Source organism: Chromobacterium subtsugae (assembly GCF_035919665.1).
Classification (GTDB): domain Bacteria; phylum Pseudomonadota; class Gammaproteobacteria; order Burkholderiales; family Chromobacteriaceae; genus Chromobacterium; species Chromobacterium subtsugae.
The window spans coordinates 3,627,984-3,644,889 of record NZ_CP142381.1 but is presented as its reverse complement, the minus strand read 5'-3'; the positions used below and the strand labels follow the sequence as shown (position 1 = coordinate 3,644,889).

Here is a 16,906-nt window from a genome sequence, read left to right as displayed (position 1 = left end):
GAGAATTGCGGAAAGCGCAGATTATAGCAGAGCGGGCGGCGGCGAGCCGCCCGCGCTTGGCATCAGGCCTCGGCTTCCTCCTCGCGGATTTCCCAGCGCGGGAACGGGTCCTCCAACGTTTGCCAGGTCTCCATGCCGCCGGCCAGTTCGGCATCGTTCAGCAGGCAGGCGTCGAAGCCGGCCGTCAGCGCCTGCTTGTCCATATCCATGCCGATCAACACCAGCTCCTGCTGGCGGTCGCCGAACGGCTCTTGCCAGCGCGCGCGGATCAGCGCCAGGCTGTCTTCGTCCTGGGGCCATTCCGCGCGGTCCAGCGCCGCCCACCACAGCCCGGCGCAGGAATGGCGGGCCACCGATCCGGCTTGCGACCACAAGGCGGCGAACTGCGGCCGGCTGGCCAGCCAGAAATAGCCCTTGGAGCGCACCACGCCCGGCCATTCCTGCCGCATCCATTGCCACAGCCGCTGCGGATGGAAGGGACGGCGCGCGCGGTAGACGAAGCTGCTTATGCCGTAGGCCTCGGTTTCCGGCACATGCTCGCCGCGCAGTTCGGCCAGCCAGCCCGGCGCTTCGGCCGCGGCGTCGAAATCGAAGCGGCCGGTGTTTAGCACCCTGTCCAGCGGCACGCGGCCGAACTCGCTGCGCGCGATGTCGGCGCGCGGGTTCAGCGAGCGCAGAATGCCCTCCAGCTCGGCCAGCGCTTCGGCGCTGATCAGATCGGTCTTGTTCAGCACGATGACGTCGCAGAACTCCACTTGTTCGATCAGCAGATCCACCACGGTGCGCTCGTCCTCCTCGCCCAGGCTGGCCTGGCGATCGGTGAGGCTGTCGCGCGAGGCGTAGTCGCGCAGGAAATTGCAGGCATCCACCACCGTCACCATGGTGTCCAGCCGCGCCAGATCAGCCAGGCTGCGGCCATCGTCGTCGCGGAAAGTGAAGGTTTCGGCCACCGGCAGCGGCTCGGAGATGCCGGTGGATTCGATCAGCAGGTAGTCGAAGCGGCCTTCCGCCGCCAGGCGGCGGATTTCCAGCAGCAAATCCTCGCGCAACGTACAGCAGATGCAGCCATTGCTCATCTCCACCAGCTTTTCCTCGGCGCGCGACAACTGGGCGCCGCCTTCGCGCACCAGGCGGGCGTCGATGTTGACTTCGGACATGTCGTTGACGATCACCGCCACCCGCTTGCCTTCGCGGTTGGCCAGGATGTGGTTCAGCAGCGTGGTCTTGCCGGCGCCTAGAAAGCCGGACAGCACCGTTACCGGCAGCTTGTTCATGTGTGCTCCTTGAAATGAGGGAAAGAGGGGGCTACCACACCGCGTCCAGCGCCAGCAGCACGCGGGCTTCTCCGGGATGCGGGGCGGGCGAGCGGTGGATGACGCCGCCCTTGGATTCCGGCCATTCCGCGCCCTTGAGCAGCAGCACGGCGAACGGCGGCGCGCTGCCGATGGCGGCGGCGTCGAGGATCAGGCCGGATTCCGCATCGGGCAGGCCCTGCGCGGCCGAACCCAGCCGAGAGCGGTTTGCCGCGGAGGAAGGCAGCCATTCGGTGCCCGGCCCCTGGTAGCAGCACAGCAGGCGCAGGCCGACGCGGTCCACGTGGAAGCGCGGGCACATCGGGCGGCTCAGCACCTCCAGCCGGGCGCCCACTTGCGGACAGCCGGTCAGCGTGGCGTACAGCTCGCACAGCCAGTCGATGTCGGCTTGCAGCGCGTCGCGGCCGGGCAGGTCGGCCAGCGGCAAGTCGGCGCTTTCCCCAGGCGTCACTATCCGCCGCCAGCCCAGGCCCAGCAGGCCGTTTTGCTCCGCGCGGCGCAGATAGCCGGCGATGGCGGCGTTGGGCGGGCGGCGGTACAGGCACAGCTCGGCGTCGGCGTCGAAGATGGCCGCAAGGCTGGCCAAGTTATCGGAAAGGTGGATGGTTTCGGCGGTGGCGTCGGCGGTCATGGCGAGGAATGATGCGAATGATTTGCAGAATGTTATAGCATTACATAAAATAACGGGCAAGTTATAACATAACAAAAAAGCACCGGCGCCAACCGCCCCCTTAATCATGGAGATTGCAAAGATGAAACGATTCCCCCGCCTCGCGCTTGTTGCCGCGCTCGTTTGCTCGCCGTTGCTGGCTCATGCCGCGGTCAATGTCGTCGCCGGCGAAAACTTCTACGGCGATGTGGCGCAGCAGATCGGCGGCAGCCATGTCCGCGTCACCAGCATCCTGAGCAATCCGGACCAGGACCCGCACCTGTTCGAGGCCAGCGCATCCACAGCCAAGGCGCTGAGCGATGCCCGGCTGGTGGTGTACAACGGCATAGACTACGACCCGTGGATGGACAAGCTGCTGTCCGCCGCCAAGGCTCCGCAGCGCAAGACCGTGGTGGCCGGCGAGCTGCTGAAGCGCAAGACTGGCGATAACCCGCATCTGTGGTACGACCCGGCCACCATGCCGGCAGTGGCCAAGGCGATCGCCAGCGGGCTGGAAAGCGCCGATCCGGCGCACAAGGCCGATTACGATCACAATCTGCAGCATTTCCTGGCCTCGCTGCAGCCGCTGAACGCCAAAGTGCAAGCCTTGCGCGGCAAATACGCCGGCAAGCCGGTGACCGCCACCGAGCCGGTGTTCGGCTATATGGCGGAGGCGCTGGGCTTGAAAATGCGCAATGAAAAATTCCAGCTGGCGGTGATGAACAACACCGAGCCGGCGGCCAGCGATATCGCCGCCTTTGAAAACGATCTGAAAACCCATGCGGTGAACGTGCTGTTCTACAACAGCCAGGCATCCGACCAGTCCGCCAAACGGGTGCAGAAAGTGGCGCGCGCCGCCAAGGTGCCGGTGGTGGGCGTGACGGAGACCGCGCCGGCCGGCAAGCATTACCAGGAGTGGATGCTGTCGCAGCTGAACTCGCTGGACAAGGCGCTGGGCGGGTCCGGCAAGTGAGCGCGGTGTCGCTGGCCGGCGTCAGCGTCGGCTATGGCCAGCGCCAGGTGCTGGCCGATGTCAGCCTGGAGATCGGGCAGGGGCTGTTCATCGGCGTGCTCGGCCCCAACGGGGCCGGCAAAACCACGCTGATGCGGACCATGCTCGGCCTGCAGGCGGTGGACCGCGGCAGCGTGCGGGTGCTGGGCCAGCCGGCCCGGCGCGGCAACCCCGCGGTCGGCTACATCCCGCAGCTGCGCAGCCACGCCGCCCATCTGCGGCTGCGCGGCTGGGACTTCGTCGCCAGCGCCTGCCGCGGCCACCGCTGGGGCCTGCCGCTGCTGGACGCGGCGACGCGGCGCGAAGTGGACTGGGCGCTGGAGACGGTGGACGCCGGCTCGCTGGCGGGGCGCCCGCTCGCCGAGCTGTCCGGCGGCGAGCGCCAGCGGCTATTGCTGGCGCAGGCGCTGCTGGGGCGGCCGCGGCTGTTGTTGCTGGACGAGCCGTTGATCAGCCTGGACCCGCACCACCAGCGCGGGGTGGTGGAGCTGGTGTCGCGCATCCAGCGCGATTTCGGCATCACCGTGCTGTTCAGCGCGCATGAGCTTAACCCGCTGCTGCCGGCCATCGACCAGGTCTTGTACCTGGGCCGCGGCCAGGCGGCGCTGGGCACGGTGGACGAGGTGATCACCCGGCCGGTGTTGTCGCGGCTGTACGGCTCGCCGATAGACGTGGTGAGAATGAGGGACCGCATCTTCGTGATGTCGGGGGAGGTGGAAGTGGAGCGGGAGGCGCACTGTCACGATGTTTGAATACGATTTCATGATCAACGCCTTCATCGCCGGCGGCCTGGTGGCGCTGGTGGCCGGGGTGACCGGCTATTTCCTGGTGCTGCGCGGCCAAACCTTCGCCGGCCACGCGCTGTCGCACGTCGGTTTCGCCGGCGCCACCGGCGCGGCGCTGCTGGGGCTGCCGCCGCTATGGGGCATGACGCTGGTCACGCTGTGCGGCGGGGTGGCGATGGGGGCCTTGGGCGAGCGGCTGCAGGGCAGCGACATCGCCATCGGCACCATTCTGTCGCTGGCGCTGGGACTGGGCATGCTGTTCCTGCATTTTTTCACCGCCTATGCCACGCAAGCCACGGCGCTGCTGTTCGGCAACGTGCTGGGCGTGGACACCGCCACGCTGTGGACGCTGGCCGGTCTGGGCCTGCTGTGCCTGGCGGCGCTGGCTTTCATCTCGCGGCCGCTGGTGTTCTGCAGCCTGCAGCCGGAGCTGGCCGAGGCCAAGGGCGTGTCGCTGCGCCGGCTGTCCATGCTGTTTCTCGCTATCGTGGCGCTGGCCACCGCCGGCTGCATCCAGATCGTCGGCGTGCTGCTGGTGTTCACGCTGATGGTGGGGCCGGCAGCCACCGCGCAGAAGCTGACGGCGCGGCTGGGCGTCGGCGTGGGCCTGGCGGCGCTGCTGGCGCTGGGGGAGGCCTGGGGCGGCATCGCGCTGGCTTACTACACCGACTGGCCGTCCAGCTTCTGGATCACCACCCTCAGCGGCGCTGCCTATCTGGCAGCGGGCGGCGCGCGAGGCCTGCGCGTGATGCGCGGATAGCACCGCCGGGGCGCTCGCCCCGGCGTTTGCCATCAGAACGCGTAAGACAGGCCCACCCCGGCGCTCAGCCGGAAGCGGGTGCCGCCCAGGTCGTGGTCCAGCTTCTGTTGTGCCGCCGCCAGGTCCTGGGCGCTGACGCCGGCCGCCGGACTCAGCGTAGCTTTGCCGCCAAACTGAAGCTGCGCGCCCAGGTCGGAGGTGATGCGCCAGGCGGATGCGCCCTGCACGGCGAAATCCCAGCCGATACCCAGATAAGACCCGAGTGGCTGGTATTCCATCTTGCCGGTCAGCGGCCCGACGGCGGACGCGGCATAACGGTTGCCGCCCAGCGTGTAGTTGCCCGCGCCATTGGCCGCGAAGTTCAGATCCTCCCTGGGTTTGCCGGACAAGGTCAGGCCGCCGCTCAACCTGAAGCCGCTGTCGCTGAGCGGGCGCCAATCCAGGCTGGCCGCCAGCGCGGGATTGGGTTTGGACTTCAACTGATAGGGCGTGCCGTCCAGCGCCTTGTCGTGCTTGTAGCGGAAGGTGTCGGCGATGCCCAGGCGCAGCGCCAGGCCGTTGTCCAGGGCGCGGCCGACGCCGAGCTCCACGCCGGTGCCTAGCTTGGCGTAGCCGAAGGTGTCGTCGGCGTGCGCGGCTGCCAGGTGCAGCATGGCCAGCGCGCCGCAGGCCGTCATCGCGAATTTAGCTTTCATGGCAATCCTCTTCGTTGATTGAAGGCTCAGGCGAGCCGGGTGTGCGCATTGTCGCGGCTGGCCATGCTGTCCGCATGTGCCGAAAGATAGACCCGGCGCGCATGACTAACGGCACTCCCGGCGCGCGGCGGCGAGCGGCAGACTTGTTTTCAATGCAAGCGGGAGAGCGCGATGCTGGAAGGATTGTGGTGGGCGGCGCGGCCGGTGTCTTCTATCAAGAGCGCAGGCTTGATGACATATGGCTTGTGTTACGCTGGCGCATATTGCGCGGCATGGGCCGCGCTTTTCATATTGACGCGGGAAAAAGCCTTCTCCATGCGACCTTATCTCCATGCCATCGGCTCCGGTTCCGCCTGGTTCCGGCGCGCGCTGCTGCTGGCTTGCGCGCTGATGCTGGCGTCTGGCGGCGCTGACTTATGGCCCCTGCCGGAAGCGGCGCTGCGCGAGCAGGCCGCTGCCTGGTTGTGGCCTGCCTGGCTGGCGCATGGCTTGCGCGGTTGGCTGAGCTTGCGTGACGCGGCTTTGCTGGTGTTCGCCGCGCTGATGCTGCTGTTCATGATTGCGCTGCGGCGCGGCTTGTCGAGCGAGGCGCCGCCACGGCGATGGTGGCCATGGCTGGCGGGGCAGATGATCATCGCAGCCGTGCTGGAACCATGGACCGAGCCGGGACTTGGATATCTGGTGGCGGCCGAACTGGCCTTTCTGTTGCCCTGGCGCGGCGCGGCGGCCGGGGCGTTGCTGCAGGCGGCCTTGATCGATGCGGCGCTGTTGCCTTATCTGGCGCGCGTGGGCAACGGCCATCCGGCCTGCAATATCGCCGGCGCGCTGCCGCCGCCGTTCTGGACGGTGGCCGCGCTGGACTGGCTGCAAGGACTGGTTTTCCAGGCTTTCGCCTTCTGTGTGGGCTATGGCTGGGCGGAAGCGTTGCGGGGGCGGCATCGGCAGGCGCAGGCCAATGCGGAGCTGCAGGCGACGCAATTGCTGCTGACCGAGGCGGTGCGCGAAGCCGAGCGCGCGCGCATCGCCGAGGGAGTGGCGCGGCTGGCGGCGGATCAACTGGCGGCCTTGCAGCTGCAGCTGAGATTGGCTGAGGCTAAGTTGGGCGCTGAGGCTGACACGCTGATCGCCGCGGCGCGCGAGGGCGCTAGCCGGCTGGCGGAGGAGCTGCGCGGCGTCGCGCGCGGCGATGCCCTGGCAACCTTGGACTTGCGCGAGGCGCTGAATACCTTGTGCCGCGGCATCCCGATGCCGCTGGTCAGATTGGATATGGAGGATGCGTTGACGTTGAGCGAGCCCACGCTGGCGCATGCGATATTCCGCACGGTGCAGGAGGCCTTGAGCAATGCCTTGCGGCATTCCGGCGCTGCCGGCGCGGTGGTGAGGCTGGAGCGATCGGGCGCCGGCGTGGCGGTGACCGTCAGCGATAACGGCAAGGGGCTGGCTGCGCCAGAGGCGAAGCGGGCAGGTCATGGGTTGATCGGCATGCGCGAGCGGGTGGAAGCGCGCGGCGGCACGCTGGACATCCTGTCGCCGGCATCCGGCGGCTGCTGCCTGCGCATCTGGCTGCCGTTGTCCGGAGAGGCGTCATGAGCGCGAACTCGACACCATCGCCGCTAACCCTGTTGCGGGTGGTCGGCTTGGCCGCTTGTCTAGCTTTGGCGCTGCAGCAGATCGCCATCCTATGGCCCATAGGAGACGCCGGATTGGCGCATATGCGCGAACGACTGCCGCTGTTGACGGGACCGGCCATCGGCCTGCCCGGCGCGATGGCGGCCTACGGTTTGGGTTTTGCGGCGTTTGGCTGGGCCTTGTGGCGGGCCAGCGCGGTTGGCGCGCGCGCGCCGGGGGCGACGGCGAAAGCCGGCCTGGTCGTTTTGCAGATCGCGCTGGCCTTGCTGACAAACGACAAGTTGCTATTGCTGACCGCTGCCGAGCTTGCGTTATTGTTCCCGCCGCGCGCGGCCTGGCTCGGCTTGGGCGGGCAAGTGCTGGCGCTGCTGCTGGCGTGCGCCTGGCAGCTGCAGCGTCTGCCGGCGAAGGAGCTGATGTGCAATGTCAGCGGCTCCAATGTCCAGGCCCCGCCGTTGGAGCAGCGGTCTTGGTTGTTGTGGCAGGACGCTGTCGTCGGCGGTGGCTTCCAGCTGCTGACCTTCGGCATTGGTTGCCTGGGCGCGGCGGAACGCCGCCGCCGCGCGCAACTGGAAGCGACCCGCGCCAGCCTGCTTGCCGCCCGGCAACTGTTGGCCGGCGCGGCCGGAAATCGCGAGCGGGTGCGGGTAGCCCGCGAATTGCACGACGGCATCGGCCATCATTTGTCGGCCTTGAATCTGCAACTGGAGCTGTTGTTGCGGCGCGGAGCAGGCGAGGCGGATGCGCCGCTGCGCGCGGCGCAGCAGGCTGCGCGGCAGATGCTGGCCGAGGTGCGGACCCTGGTGGGAATGGAGCGGCGGCAACAGCAAGCCCCATTGGCGGAGGCGCTGCGTTTGTTGTGCGCCGGCGTCCGGCCGCAAGCGGAGTTGGTGTTGGAGCCGATGCCGGCGCTGGCGGACGATGCGGCGTGGCGGGCGTTTTCCGCGGCCCGCCAGGCGCTGGAGCGCGCCGGCGGCCGGTCTTGCCGCCTGTGGCTGCGGGGGCAGGGCGAAGGCGGCGCGGAGCTGCGCCTGTCGATGAGCGGCGAAGGCGAATGGACGACCGTGTGGCAGGAGGCGGCGCGATGATACGCGTGGGATTGATTGACGATCAGATACTGGTGCGCAGCGGCATTCGCGGTTTGCTGGAGTTGACCGGCGACATCCGGGTGGCGCTCGAGGCCGCGGACGGGGCCGAGGCGCTGGCGCTGTTGCAGGGGGAGAGGCCCGATGTGCTGTTGCTGGATGTGCGCATGCCGGTCATGTCTGGGATAGCGCTATTGCAAGCCCTGCAGACTCGCGGCGGCATGCCCCCGACCTTGCTGCTGACCACGTTCGATGACGACGAGGCGCTGTTGGCCGGCATGCGTTTGGGCGCGCGCGGATTTCTGCTGAAGGACATCTCGCTGGAGCGGCTGGCGCAGGCGATCCGCAACGTGGCGGCGGGGGCGACCTTGTTTCGTCCGGGGCTGACCGAACGCGTGCTGGACGGCGTGCGCGGCGGCGGGGCAAGCTTTCCCTCCCTCGATTTGCCGGAAAGGCTGACTGGCCGCGAGGTGGAAGTGCTGGCGCTGATGGCCGGCGGTTTCAATAACCGCGAGATCGCGGAAGCGCTGGGGCCAAGCGAGGGCACGATCAAGAATCACGTCTCCAGCATCTTGTCCAAACTGGGCGTGCGCGATCGGGTGCGCGCGGTGTTGCGCGCCTTGGAGCTGGGCTACATCTGAACCCAGCTCCCTCTCTGCTCAGGCCCGGCTCGGTTCGCGTCTCGTCGATGCCGGCGCGTGTGCCGGCTGGCTCACCGCCTGGTGCAGGGTTTCCATCTGCGCGTCCAGCCGGCGGATGGCTTCGGCGATGTTGTGGGTTTCGCCGGACAGGCTGCGGGTGGATTCGCCGACGGCGACGATATCGCCGGCGAACTGCGCGAAACCTTGGTTCTGGCAGGTTTCCGCCTGCGACACCTGGCTCAGCAGGCCGGCCAGCTCGCCGGTTTCGCGGATGATGCCGGACAGCTTCTGCTGCGCGTCCTGCGCGTTGTCGCGGCCGGCCTGCATCTGGCGGTTGCCGTCGCGCATCGCCACCATGGCCTGGTTGGTGCCGTCGACGATCACCCGGATTTTGCTTTCGATGTCCTGGGTGGCGTTCTGGGTGCGCTCGGCCAGCTTGCGCACTTCGTCGGCCACCACCGCGAAGCCGCGGCCCAGCTCGCCGGCGCGGGCGGCCTCGATCGCCGCGTTCAGCGCCAACAGATTGGTCTGGTCGGCGATGTCGCGGATCAGCTGGACGATGCCGCTGACTTCGGCGCTGCGCTGGCCCAGCTCTTCCAGCCGGCCGGCCGCGTGTCCTATCACTTCGCCGGCGCGGCCCAGCTGCGCCACCGCCTGGTCCATCGCCTCGCCGCCGGCCAGCGCGGCGCTGCCGGCGGTTTGCGCCAGCTGGGTGGCGGTGCTCGACTGCTCGGCGTTCTGGCTGGTGACCACCGCCATCTGCTGCGCCACCACCACCATGTTTTCCGAACGCTGGTGCTGATCGGCCATGGTGCGGGCCATGCTGCCGGTGCTGTCGGCTATCTGTCGGCTGGCGCTGGAGGCGTCGCGGATGGAGCGGCTGATCTGCTCCATCATCTGCGACAGCGCCAGGCTGGCGCGTTCGGCGTCCTGGCGCGCGCTTTCCAGTTTTTCAAAGCTCTTGCTCTTGGCCTTGTCGAAGGCCAGCGCCAGCACCAGCACCACCAGCGACAGGCCGGCCAGCGACTTGGCCTGCAGCTTGGGCAAGGCCTCGCGCGGCAGCGGGCTGGTCGGAATGCCGCCGGGCGTCGCCGACAGCCACATCACGACGCCGACGGCGGCCAGCGACATCGCCAGCCAGAACATGCCGGAGCGGCGGGTGCCGATGAACACCGCGGTAAAGGGGATGGCGGCGAACCACATCAGGCTGGTGGAGAGGATGCCGCCGTTGACATATACCATCCAGCACACCATTGCGTACATGCAGCTGGTGATGAATTCGGCGGTGAAGCGCACCGCGCCGCAAAGCTTGAGCAGCAGAGGGCCGCACAGCAGGCCCAGGCCGCCCAGCGCGATGCCTTCGGCCATCGGATAGTGGCCCAGCTCCAGGTATTCGACGGCGAACAGCGGCGCCATCAGGCCGGCGAGCAGGCCGACGCCGACCACGGTGCGGGCGCGTATCGCCTGCTCCGGAATCTGCCGGACCGCGTCCGGGATGAACCATTCTGTGATGGCCTGTATAGACATGGATTCCCCTCCAAGGATGTCCCAGATTGAATCGCCCTGATTTGTAAGGTTTTATTGCCAGGGCGCGATGGCAGCCACTTTAAAACAAATGTTTGATCAGCGGCAATATGCACATCGGGTCCGCGCGCGAAAAACGCAGGATGCGACGGGAAGGAGAGGGTTGGAGCGAAAAAAATGCCGCCCGCGGCGGGCGCGGGCGGCATCGGGAACGGCAGGCCGAGGATCAGCCTTGCTGTTCGGCCTGCAGCGCGGTCAGCGCGATGGTGTAGACGATGTCGTCCACCAGCGCGCCGCGCGACAGGTCGTTGACCGGCTTCCTGAGGCCTTGCAGCATCGGGCCCACCGACACCACGTTGGCGGAGCGCTGCACCGCCTTGTAGGTGGTGTTGCCGGTGTTCAGGTCCGGGAACACGAACACGGTGGCGCGGCCGGCCACCTGGCTGTCCGGCGCCTTCTGGCGGCCGACGGATTCCACCGAGGCGGCGTCGTACTGCATCGGGCCGTCGATCAGCAGGTCCGGGCGCTTTTCCTGGGCGATGCGAGTGGCTTCGCGCACCTTTTCCACGTCGCTGCCGCTGCCGGACGAGCCGGTGGAGTAGGAGATCATCGCCACGCGCGGGTTGATGCCGAAGGCCACGGCCGAGTCGGCGGACTGGATGGCGATGTCGGCCAGCTGTTCCGCGGTCGGGTCCGGATTCACCGCGCAGTCGCCGTACACGTACACCTGCTCCGGCATCAGCATGAAGAAGACGGACGACACGATGCTGGAGCCCGGCGCGGTCTTGATCAGCTGCAGCGCGGGGCGGATGGTGTTGGCGGTGGTGTGCACGGCGCCGGAAACCAGGCCGTCCACTTCGTTCATCGCCAGCATCATGGTGCCCAGCACCACGGTGTCTTCCAGTTGCGCCAAGGCCATCGGCTCGTTCAGGCCCTTGCCCTTGCGCAGCTCGACCATCGGCGCGACATACTGGCCGCGGATTTCGTTCGGATCCAGGATCTCGACCGATGCCGGCAGCGTCACGCCCTGGGCTTCGGCCACTTGCAGGATTTCGGCGCGCTTGCCCAGCAGCACGCAGCGGGCGATGCCTTTCTCCTGGCAGATGGCGGCGGCCTGGATGGTGCGCGGCTCGTTGCCTTCCGGCAGCACGATGCGCTTGTTGGCCTTGCGCGCCTTTTCCATCAGCTGGAAGCGGAAGGCCGGCGGCGGCAGGCGGATTTCGCGCGGCTCGCCGACGCTTTGCTTCAGCGTCGACACGTCGAGGAACTCGGCGACATGATCGATCACCTTGCCCATGCGCTCCAGGTCGTCGGACGGCACCTGGTGGCTCATCGCGTTCAGCGCGCTGGCGGTTTCCATCGAGTTCAGCGAGGTGGCCAGCACCGGCAGGCCGCCGGTGAAGGCTTGCTGGCACAGCTGCTGGATGCGCGGATCCGGCTCGGAGTCGCAGGTCAGCAGCAGGCCGGCCAGCGGCACGCCGTTCATCGCGGCCATCGAGGTGGCCATCACCACGTCTTCGCGCTCGCCCGGGGTGATGATCAGCGCGCCCGGCTTCAGCAGGTTGACGATGTTAGGCGCGGTGCGGGCCGCCACCACCATATTGCGCACGCGGCGGCTGGCCTGCTGGCCGGCGTGCACCACGCTGGCGTTCAGGTAGCGGGCCACGTCCTGGGTGCGCGGCGCCAGCAGCTCCGGCTGGTACGGGATCACGCCCAGCAGCGCGAGGCCGGTTTTTTTCAGATTGCCGGACTGCTGCACCTCGCGCGCCAGTTCGGCGCGGTCGGCGCCGGGCAGCACATGGTTGAGGATGTAGCCGGCGATGGATTGGCCGCCGAAGGCCTGGATGTTCATTTCCAGCTGTTCGGCGATTTCCGCCGCGCCCAGATCCTTCACCGAGCTGACCAGGATGGTCTGCGCTTGCAGGTTGCGGGCGATCTTGGTGTTGAGGAAGGTGGAGAACACCTGCTTCTGGTCCGGCACCAGGCCTTCCACGATCACCACGTCGACGTTTTGCGCGGCTTGCTGGTAGAGGCTGACCACCTCTTCCATCAGCTGGTCGACCTGGCCTTGCGACAGCAGGTGCTCGACGCGCTCCATGCTGATCGGCTGCGGCGGGTTCAGGCGGCAGATGGCCTGGGCGAAGTGGGTGGAGCGCTCGACTTCGCCATCCTTGGTGTCCTGGGCGATGGGCTTGACGAAGCCTACGCGCAGGCCGGCTTGTTCCAGCGAGCGGATCGCGCCCAGCGACACCGAAGTCAGACCGGCGTTGAAACCGGTTGGGGCAAGAAAGAATGTCTGCATGATCGCTTGCTTTCCTTACTTGACCAGACCGGCCAGTTCGGCGGTGTCCATGGCGATCATCAGTTCTTCATTGGTGTTGATCACCAGCGCCGGCACGGAGTCGGCGGCGGTGATGCGGCCGGCGTTGCCGCGGATGCACGCTTCGTTGGCGGCGGCGTCCAGCTTCAGGCCCAAGAAGCCCAGCTGGTTGATGACTTCGGCGCGCAGGAAGGACGAATTCTCGCCGATGCCGCCGGTGAACACCACGGCGTCCAGACGGCCCGCGCCCACGCTCATCGAGGCCACGTACTTGGCCAGGCGGTAGGCGAACACTTCCAGCGCGCGCTTGGCGCCTTCGTGGCCCTTGGCGGCGGCGTCTTCCAGCTCGCGGCAGTCGTTGGACAGCTCGGACAGGCCCAGCAGGCCCGATTCCTTGTTCAGCATATTGGTGACGGCCTGCACGTCCATGCCGCGCTCGGTAGCCAGGTAGCCGAATACGCTGGGGTCGATGTCGCCGGAGCGGGTGCCCATCACCAGGCCTTCCAGCGGGGTCAGGCCCATCGAGGTGTCGGCGCATTTGCCGTTGCGGATGGCGGAGATGGAGGCACCGTTGCCCAGGTGGGCGATCACCAGGCTGGTTTCATCGGCCGGCTTGCCCAGCATCTTGGCGGCTTCTTCGGCGACGAAGCGGTAGCTGGTGCCGTGCATGCCGTAGCGGCGCAGGCTGTTCTCGCGGTACAGCTTCATCGGCACGGCGTACAGATAAGCCTTTTCCGGCATGGTCTGATGGAAGGAGGTATCGAACACGGCCACTTGCGGCAGGCTCGGGAATTCCTGGATCGCGGTGCGGATGCCCAGGATGTGGGCCGGATTGTGCAGCGGGGCCAGCTTGATGCAGCGTTCGATTTCGTTGATGGCGTTTTCGTCCAGCAGCGCCGATTGCTTGAAGTGTTCGCCGCCATGCACCACGCGGTGGCCGATGGCCTTCACGCTGTCCAGCAGCGACACTTGTTGCAGTTTCTCGATGATGGCGTGCATGGCCGCGGCGTGGTCCGGAGCGGACAGCAGGGCGGTTTGCTTGTCGCCATTGTGTTTGAAGGTGATGCAGGCGTCGGCCAGGCCCAGTTTCTCAGCCAGGCCGGTCATGACCGCTTCGTGGCTGGCGCTGTCGATCAGCGCGAATTTCAGGGAAGAGCTGCCGCAATTGATGACGAGGATGCTGGAATTCATAGGCTTGAACATGTAATTTGAAAAAAATGAATGAAATCGGTGAAAAAATCCACGGCGAAGTGTTTGCGCTCAATTAACTGCCGCTGGCGGCCTGGCCGGCCGCGGCGTTTCCGAGGCGGGCTTCTTACCGTGTGGTAGCGTATCGCGGCTGCTTTGGCTAGCCTGACATGCAGGGGGCGCGCTTCGAGGGCGCCGCAGCCCGCAGCCGCATTACATCAAGGGCTTAGCTTGTCCGGAGCCGGTATTTTCGGACCGGGCGCCGCTTGCCGGCCCGTCTGTGATGGAATTCTGACAGTCGATGTAGTAAGGACATGGACCAGAGTATACCACCATAAATTAATAGCTTCTAATGTTGCACTGCACTCAAAGTGGCAAGTCTTTGATTTGCATTAACTGCCGCGCAGATTGTTTGCGATGAGGACGCTTGACAGCGATATCGCCCCGCAAGCGGGGGCTTGGCGCGGATTGTCACATAGAATTAACGCTTGCCCCGGGGGAGGGGCGAGGGCATAATTCCGCCCTCGTAATGCAAGGTTCGGCCTTGTTTTGATTGATTGTTTTTGATAGTCCCGCAAACTCGTCCCGAGCGAGATTCGGCTGGTCTTATATCTTCTTCCACGGAGGTGTGGGAATAATGTCTGATCTGGCTTCCGCGCAGCTGCTCCAAGCATCTGCAGCCCAGCTGCCCATTCATACCTATTTCGATCCCGGGTTCTACGCCAGGGAGCAGGAGCTTCTGTTCGCCGACGCTCCCCAGTACTACGGCCACGAATTGATGGCGCCCAATGCCGGCGACTATCACACGCTGGAATGGCTGGGGCACGGCAAGATGCTCAAGAACGTCGACGGCGAGATCAAGCTGATCTCCAACGTCTGCCGCCATCGACAGGCGATCATCTATAAAGGCCGCGGCAACGGCAACCATATCGTCTGCAATCTGCACGGCTGGACCTACGATGCCGCTGGCACGCTGGTGGGCGCGCCGCATTTTCCGGAAACGCCGTGCCTGAACCTGGGCCAGACCGAGCTGACGCGCTGGAACGGCCTGCTGTTCGACGCGCGCCGCAACGTGGCGGCGGACCTGGCCAAGCTGGGCGTGGCCAAGCACATGGCTTTTGACGGCTACGCCTTCCATTCGACGCAGTCCGCCGAGTACGACTTCAACTGGAAAACCTTCATTGAGGTGTATTCCGAGGACTACCACGTCGATCCCTTCCATCCCGGCCTCGGCAATTTCGTCGACTGCGGCGATCTGAAGTGGGAATGGGGCGACAGCTACCACGTGCAGACCGTGGGCGTGAAAAACCGCCTGGCGCGCGCCGGCTCCAAGGTGTACGGCAAATGGCACGAGGAAGTGCGCCGCCGCTACGCCGAGCAGCAGCCGGAGTTCGGTGCCATCTGGCTGACCTACTACCCCAATATCATGGTGGAGTGGTATCCGCACGTGCTGGTGGTGAGCGTGGTGATTCCGCGCGGCCCGGAGAAGTGCACGGTGATCACCGAGTTCTACTACCCGGAAGACGTGGTGTGGTTCGAGCCGGAATTCATCGAGGCCGAGCAGGCCGCCTACTTCGAAACCGCCAAGGAAGACGACGAAATCTGCATCCGCATGCACGAGGGCCGCAAGGCGCTGTGGATGGCCGGCGTCAGCGAGGTGGGGCCGTACCAGTCGCCGACCGAGGAGGGCATGCAGCACTTCCACGAATACTATCGCCGCCAGATGGGGTTGGCATTGGCTGGTTAAAGTGGCAAGTTGAATGCCATAATGCAGGGGCGCGGAAGATTCCGCGCCTTTTTTTATCCTCTTCAATCTTCAAACAACGGCCAGGACGATGTCCGCAATTCTCCGCATGGTTGTTTTCGGCGCGCTGCTGCTGGGCAGCACGATGGCCCAGGCTGCCAGCTATGCCGATCCGGTCAGCAAAGTCCGCTTCACGCTGCCGCCGGGCTGGAAGGTGCGCCCCAGCATCACCGACGGCGTGCGCGTGCTGCGGGTGGTGCCGCCGAAGGCCGATCAGCGCGAGCGCGCCGCCATCGAGGTGCAGATCGGCGTGCGCAAGCCGCGGCGCGGCGACACGCTGCCGCGGCTGGCGGCGGCGTTCCGCAATGAGGACGGCGACCGCGAGGCCGCCAACTTCGTCCGCGTCAATCCAAAAGCCGGCCGGCTGGTGACCGAATACCGCGACGGCCGCTTCGTCTCCAACCGGCTGTGGATTGTGCGCCATAATCTGCATGTGATTCAGCTGGTGGACCGCAATCGGCTGCTGGAGGCGCGCTGCACCGCCAACGCGTCGGAATTCAAGACCTATCGCCGGCAGATGGAGGCCATCTGTCTGAGCGTGGCGCTGGCCAGGAAGTGAAGTCGTCGATTTTCCCCGCGGGGATGGGAAGCAAAGGTAAGGATGTGGTAGCGCAGGGTAGGCAGGGCGGATTCCGGCTGGGGTCCGGCTGGATGGTGGTGGCGGCGGCGTTGTTCGCCTTGATGGGGTTGTTCGTCAAGCTGGGCGCGCAGCAATTCTCGTCCACCGAACTGGTGTTCTGGCGCACGCTGATCGGCGTGGTCGCGCTGGGCGGCGCGGCGCTGTGGCGGCGCGAGCGTTTCGCCACGCCTTTGCTGCGCTACCATCTGCAGCGCGGGGTGATAGGCTACAGTTCGCTGCTGATGTCGTTCTACGCCATCGCCCATCTGCCGCTGGCGACGGCGTCCACGCTGACCTACACCTCGCCGATGTTTCTGGCGCTGCTGTCAGTGGTCTTGCTGCGGGAGCGCTTGCCGGCGCAGGCGATGGCCGGGCTGGCGCTGGGCTTCGCCGGCGTGGCGCTGCTGCTGCGGCCCACGCTGTCCGGCGACGCCTGGTTTGCCGGCTTGATGGGCCTGGCGTCGGGCTTTCTGGCCGGCTGGTCCTACCTGCATGTGCGCGAACTGGGGCGGCAGGGCGAGGCCGAGTGGCGGGTGGTGTTCTATTTCGCGCTGATCTCCACGGTCGGCGGCGTGCTGCTGATGTGCCTGGAGCGCTGGCACCCGGTGACGCTGGACAATGTCGGCCTGTTGCTGGGCCTTGGCGTCAGCGCTACGCTGGCGCAATTGGCGATGACCCGCGCCTACAAGGTGGGGCGCAAGCTGGCCGCGGCCAACCTGTCTTATCTGACCGTGGTGTTTTCCAGCCTGATCGGCGCGCTGGTGTGGGGCGACGCGCTGTCGCCGGCGTCGCTGCTGGCGATGGGCTTGATCGTGGTCAGCGGCATGTTGGCTAGTCGGCGCTAGAATACAGTCAAGGTTGCCATCACCGTTTGAAGGGAGA

Annotated in this window: 15 protein-coding genes; 9 read left to right on the top strand and 6 right to left on the bottom strand. The window is 66.4% G+C overall.

Annotation, left to right across the window (positions count from 1 at the left end; translation table 11 throughout):
• Positions 1 to 62 precede the first annotated feature (62 nt).
• Entirely contained in the window at positions 63 to 1,274 is a 1,212-nt protein-coding gene (gene zigA / locus U6115_RS17350) for a zinc metallochaperone GTPase ZigA (RefSeq protein WP_043575286.1), read from the bottom strand.
• A 31-nt stretch (positions 1,275 to 1,305) separates the two neighbouring features.
• Complete coding sequence (locus U6115_RS17345; RefSeq protein WP_043575284.1) at positions 1,306 to 1,944, bottom strand: DUF1826 domain-containing protein; 639 nt, start codon at positions 1,942 to 1,944, stop codon at positions 1,306 to 1,308.
• 121 nt (positions 1,945 to 2,065) lie between these two features.
• Between U6115_RS17345 and U6115_RS17340 the strand changes: the two genes are divergently transcribed.
• Genes U6115_RS17340 through U6115_RS17330 form a run of 3 tightly spaced genes read left to right on the top strand, consistent with a single transcriptional unit; the run spans position 2,066 to position 4,519 of the window.
• Entirely contained in the window at positions 2,066 to 2,935 is an 870-nt protein-coding gene (locus tag U6115_RS17340) for a metal ABC transporter solute-binding protein (protein ID WP_047258310.1), read from the top strand.
• Entirely contained in the window at positions 2,932 to 3,726 is a 795-nt protein-coding gene (locus tag U6115_RS17335) for a metal ABC transporter ATP-binding protein (RefSeq protein ID WP_052258059.1), read from the top strand. The genes U6115_RS17340 and U6115_RS17335 overlap by 4 nt, the downstream gene beginning before the upstream one ends.
• The gene (locus tag U6115_RS17330; RefSeq protein WP_043575280.1) at positions 3,719 to 4,519 is read left to right on the top strand and encodes a metal ABC transporter permease; all 801 of its coding nucleotides are present in this window, start codon (positions 3,719 to 3,721) and stop codon (positions 4,517 to 4,519) included. The genes U6115_RS17335 and U6115_RS17330 overlap by 8 nt, the downstream gene beginning before the upstream one ends.
• Before the next feature lie 32 nt (positions 4,520 to 4,551).
• Here the strand turns inward: U6115_RS17330 and U6115_RS17325 are convergent, their stop codons facing one another.
• Positions 4,552 to 5,214, bottom strand: coding sequence for a hypothetical protein (locus U6115_RS17325; protein WP_146008458.1), 663 nt, complete (start codon positions 5,212 to 5,214; stop codon positions 4,552 to 4,554).
• 315 nt (positions 5,215 to 5,529) lie between these two features.
• Here U6115_RS17325 and U6115_RS17320 point away from each other — a divergent pair, with 315 nt between their 5' ends.
• From U6115_RS17320 to U6115_RS17310, 3 genes are read left to right on the top strand one after another with little or no spacing between them, the layout of a single operon-like run.
• Positions 5,530 to 6,804 carry a sensor histidine kinase gene (locus tag U6115_RS17320; protein WP_160310655.1) on the top strand — a complete coding sequence of 425 codons (1,275 nt, stop codon included), beginning with the start codon at positions 5,530 to 5,532 and terminating at the stop codon, positions 6,802 to 6,804.
• A complete protein-coding gene (locus U6115_RS17315) occupies positions 6,801 to 7,931 on the top strand; it encodes a histidine kinase (protein WP_080509613.1) in 1,131 nt (376 codons plus the stop codon). Before U6115_RS17320 ends, U6115_RS17315 begins: the two co-directional genes overlap by 4 nt.
• Entirely contained in the window at positions 7,928 to 8,569 is a 642-nt protein-coding gene (locus U6115_RS17310) for a response regulator (RefSeq protein ID WP_043575278.1), read from the top strand. The genes U6115_RS17315 and U6115_RS17310 overlap by 4 nt, the downstream gene beginning before the upstream one ends.
• 18 nt (positions 8,570 to 8,587) lie before the next feature.
• On the opposite strand, the gene U6115_RS22830 is transcribed toward U6115_RS17310, so the two are convergent.
• The 3 genes from U6115_RS22830 to U6115_RS17295 form a co-directional block, all read right to left on the bottom strand.
• The gene (locus U6115_RS22830; RefSeq protein ID WP_407934673.1) at positions 8,588 to 9,232 is read right to left on the bottom strand and encodes a methyl-accepting chemotaxis protein; all 645 of its coding nucleotides are present in this window, start codon (positions 9,230 to 9,232) and stop codon (positions 8,588 to 8,590) included.
• 1,087 nt (positions 9,233 to 10,319) lie between these two features.
• The gene (gene pta / locus U6115_RS17300) at positions 10,320 to 12,395 is read right to left on the bottom strand and encodes a phosphate acetyltransferase (protein WP_043575275.1); all 2,076 of its coding nucleotides are present in this window, start codon (positions 12,393 to 12,395) and stop codon (positions 10,320 to 10,322) included.
• 15 nt (positions 12,396 to 12,410) lie between these two features.
• A complete protein-coding gene (locus U6115_RS17295; RefSeq protein WP_043575727.1) occupies positions 12,411 to 13,604 on the bottom strand; it encodes an acetate kinase in 1,194 nt (397 codons plus the stop codon).
• A gap of 634 nt (positions 13,605 to 14,238) precedes the next feature.
• On the opposite strand from U6115_RS17295, the gene U6115_RS17290 reads away from it, so the two are divergent.
• From U6115_RS17290 to U6115_RS17280, 3 genes are all read left to right on the top strand, one after another.
• Positions 14,239 to 15,348: an aromatic ring-hydroxylating oxygenase subunit alpha gene (locus tag U6115_RS17290; RefSeq protein ID WP_043575273.1), complete on the top strand. Its 1,110-nt coding sequence runs from the start codon at positions 14,239 to 14,241 to the stop codon at positions 15,346 to 15,348.
• Between the two features lie 88 nt (positions 15,349 to 15,436).
• A complete protein-coding gene (locus U6115_RS17285; protein WP_043575271.1) occupies positions 15,437 to 15,964 on the top strand; it encodes a hypothetical protein in 528 nt (175 codons plus the stop codon).
• 92 nt (positions 15,965 to 16,056) lie between these two features.
• Complete coding sequence (locus tag U6115_RS17280; RefSeq protein WP_043575269.1) at positions 16,057 to 16,869, top strand: DMT family transporter; 813 nt, start codon at positions 16,057 to 16,059, stop codon at positions 16,867 to 16,869.
• The last annotated feature ends 37 nt before the right edge of the window (positions 16,870 to 16,906 follow it).

Bases quoted from the DNA above. Each gene is read 5' to 3' on its own strand.
- zigA (WP_043575286.1), bottom strand. From the start codon at position 1,274: ATGAACAAGCTGCCGGTAACGGTGCTGTCCGGCTTTCTAGGCGCCGGC.
- U6115_RS17345 (WP_043575284.1), bottom strand. From the start codon at position 1,944: ATGACCGCCGACGCCACCGCCGAAACCATCCACCTTTCCGATAACTTG.
- U6115_RS17340 (WP_047258310.1), top strand. From the start codon at position 2,066: ATGAAACGATTCCCCCGCCTCGCGCTTGTTGCCGCGCTCGTTTGCTCG.
- U6115_RS17330 (WP_043575280.1), top strand. From the start codon at position 3,719: ATGTTTGAATACGATTTCATGATCAACGCCTTCATCGCCGGCGGCCTG.
- U6115_RS17325 (WP_146008458.1), bottom strand. From the start codon at position 5,214: ATGAAAGCTAAATTCGCGATGACGGCCTGCGGCGCGCTGGCCATGCTG.
- U6115_RS17320 (WP_160310655.1), top strand. From the start codon at position 5,530: ATGCGACCTTATCTCCATGCCATCGGCTCCGGTTCCGCCTGGTTCCGG.
- U6115_RS17315 (WP_080509613.1), top strand. From the start codon at position 6,801: ATGAGCGCGAACTCGACACCATCGCCGCTAACCCTGTTGCGGGTGGTC.
- U6115_RS17310 (WP_043575278.1), top strand. From the start codon at position 7,928: ATGATACGCGTGGGATTGATTGACGATCAGATACTGGTGCGCAGCGGC.
- U6115_RS22830 (WP_407934673.1), bottom strand. From the start codon at position 9,232: ATGGACCAGGCGGTGGCGCAGCTGGGCCGCGCCGGCGAAGTGATAGGA.
- pta (WP_043575275.1), bottom strand. From the start codon at position 12,395: ATGCAGACATTCTTTCTTGCCCCAACCGGTTTCAACGCCGGTCTGACT.
- U6115_RS17295 (WP_043575727.1), bottom strand. From the start codon at position 13,604: ATGAATTCCAGCATCCTCGTCATCAATTGCGGCAGCTCTTCCCTGAAA.
- U6115_RS17290 (WP_043575273.1), top strand. From the start codon at position 14,239: ATGTCTGATCTGGCTTCCGCGCAGCTGCTCCAAGCATCTGCAGCCCAG.
- U6115_RS17285 (WP_043575271.1), top strand. From the start codon at position 15,437: ATGTCCGCAATTCTCCGCATGGTTGTTTTCGGCGCGCTGCTGCTGGGC.
- U6115_RS17280 (WP_043575269.1), top strand. From the start codon at position 16,057: ATGGTGGTGGCGGCGGCGTTGTTCGCCTTGATGGGGTTGTTCGTCAAG.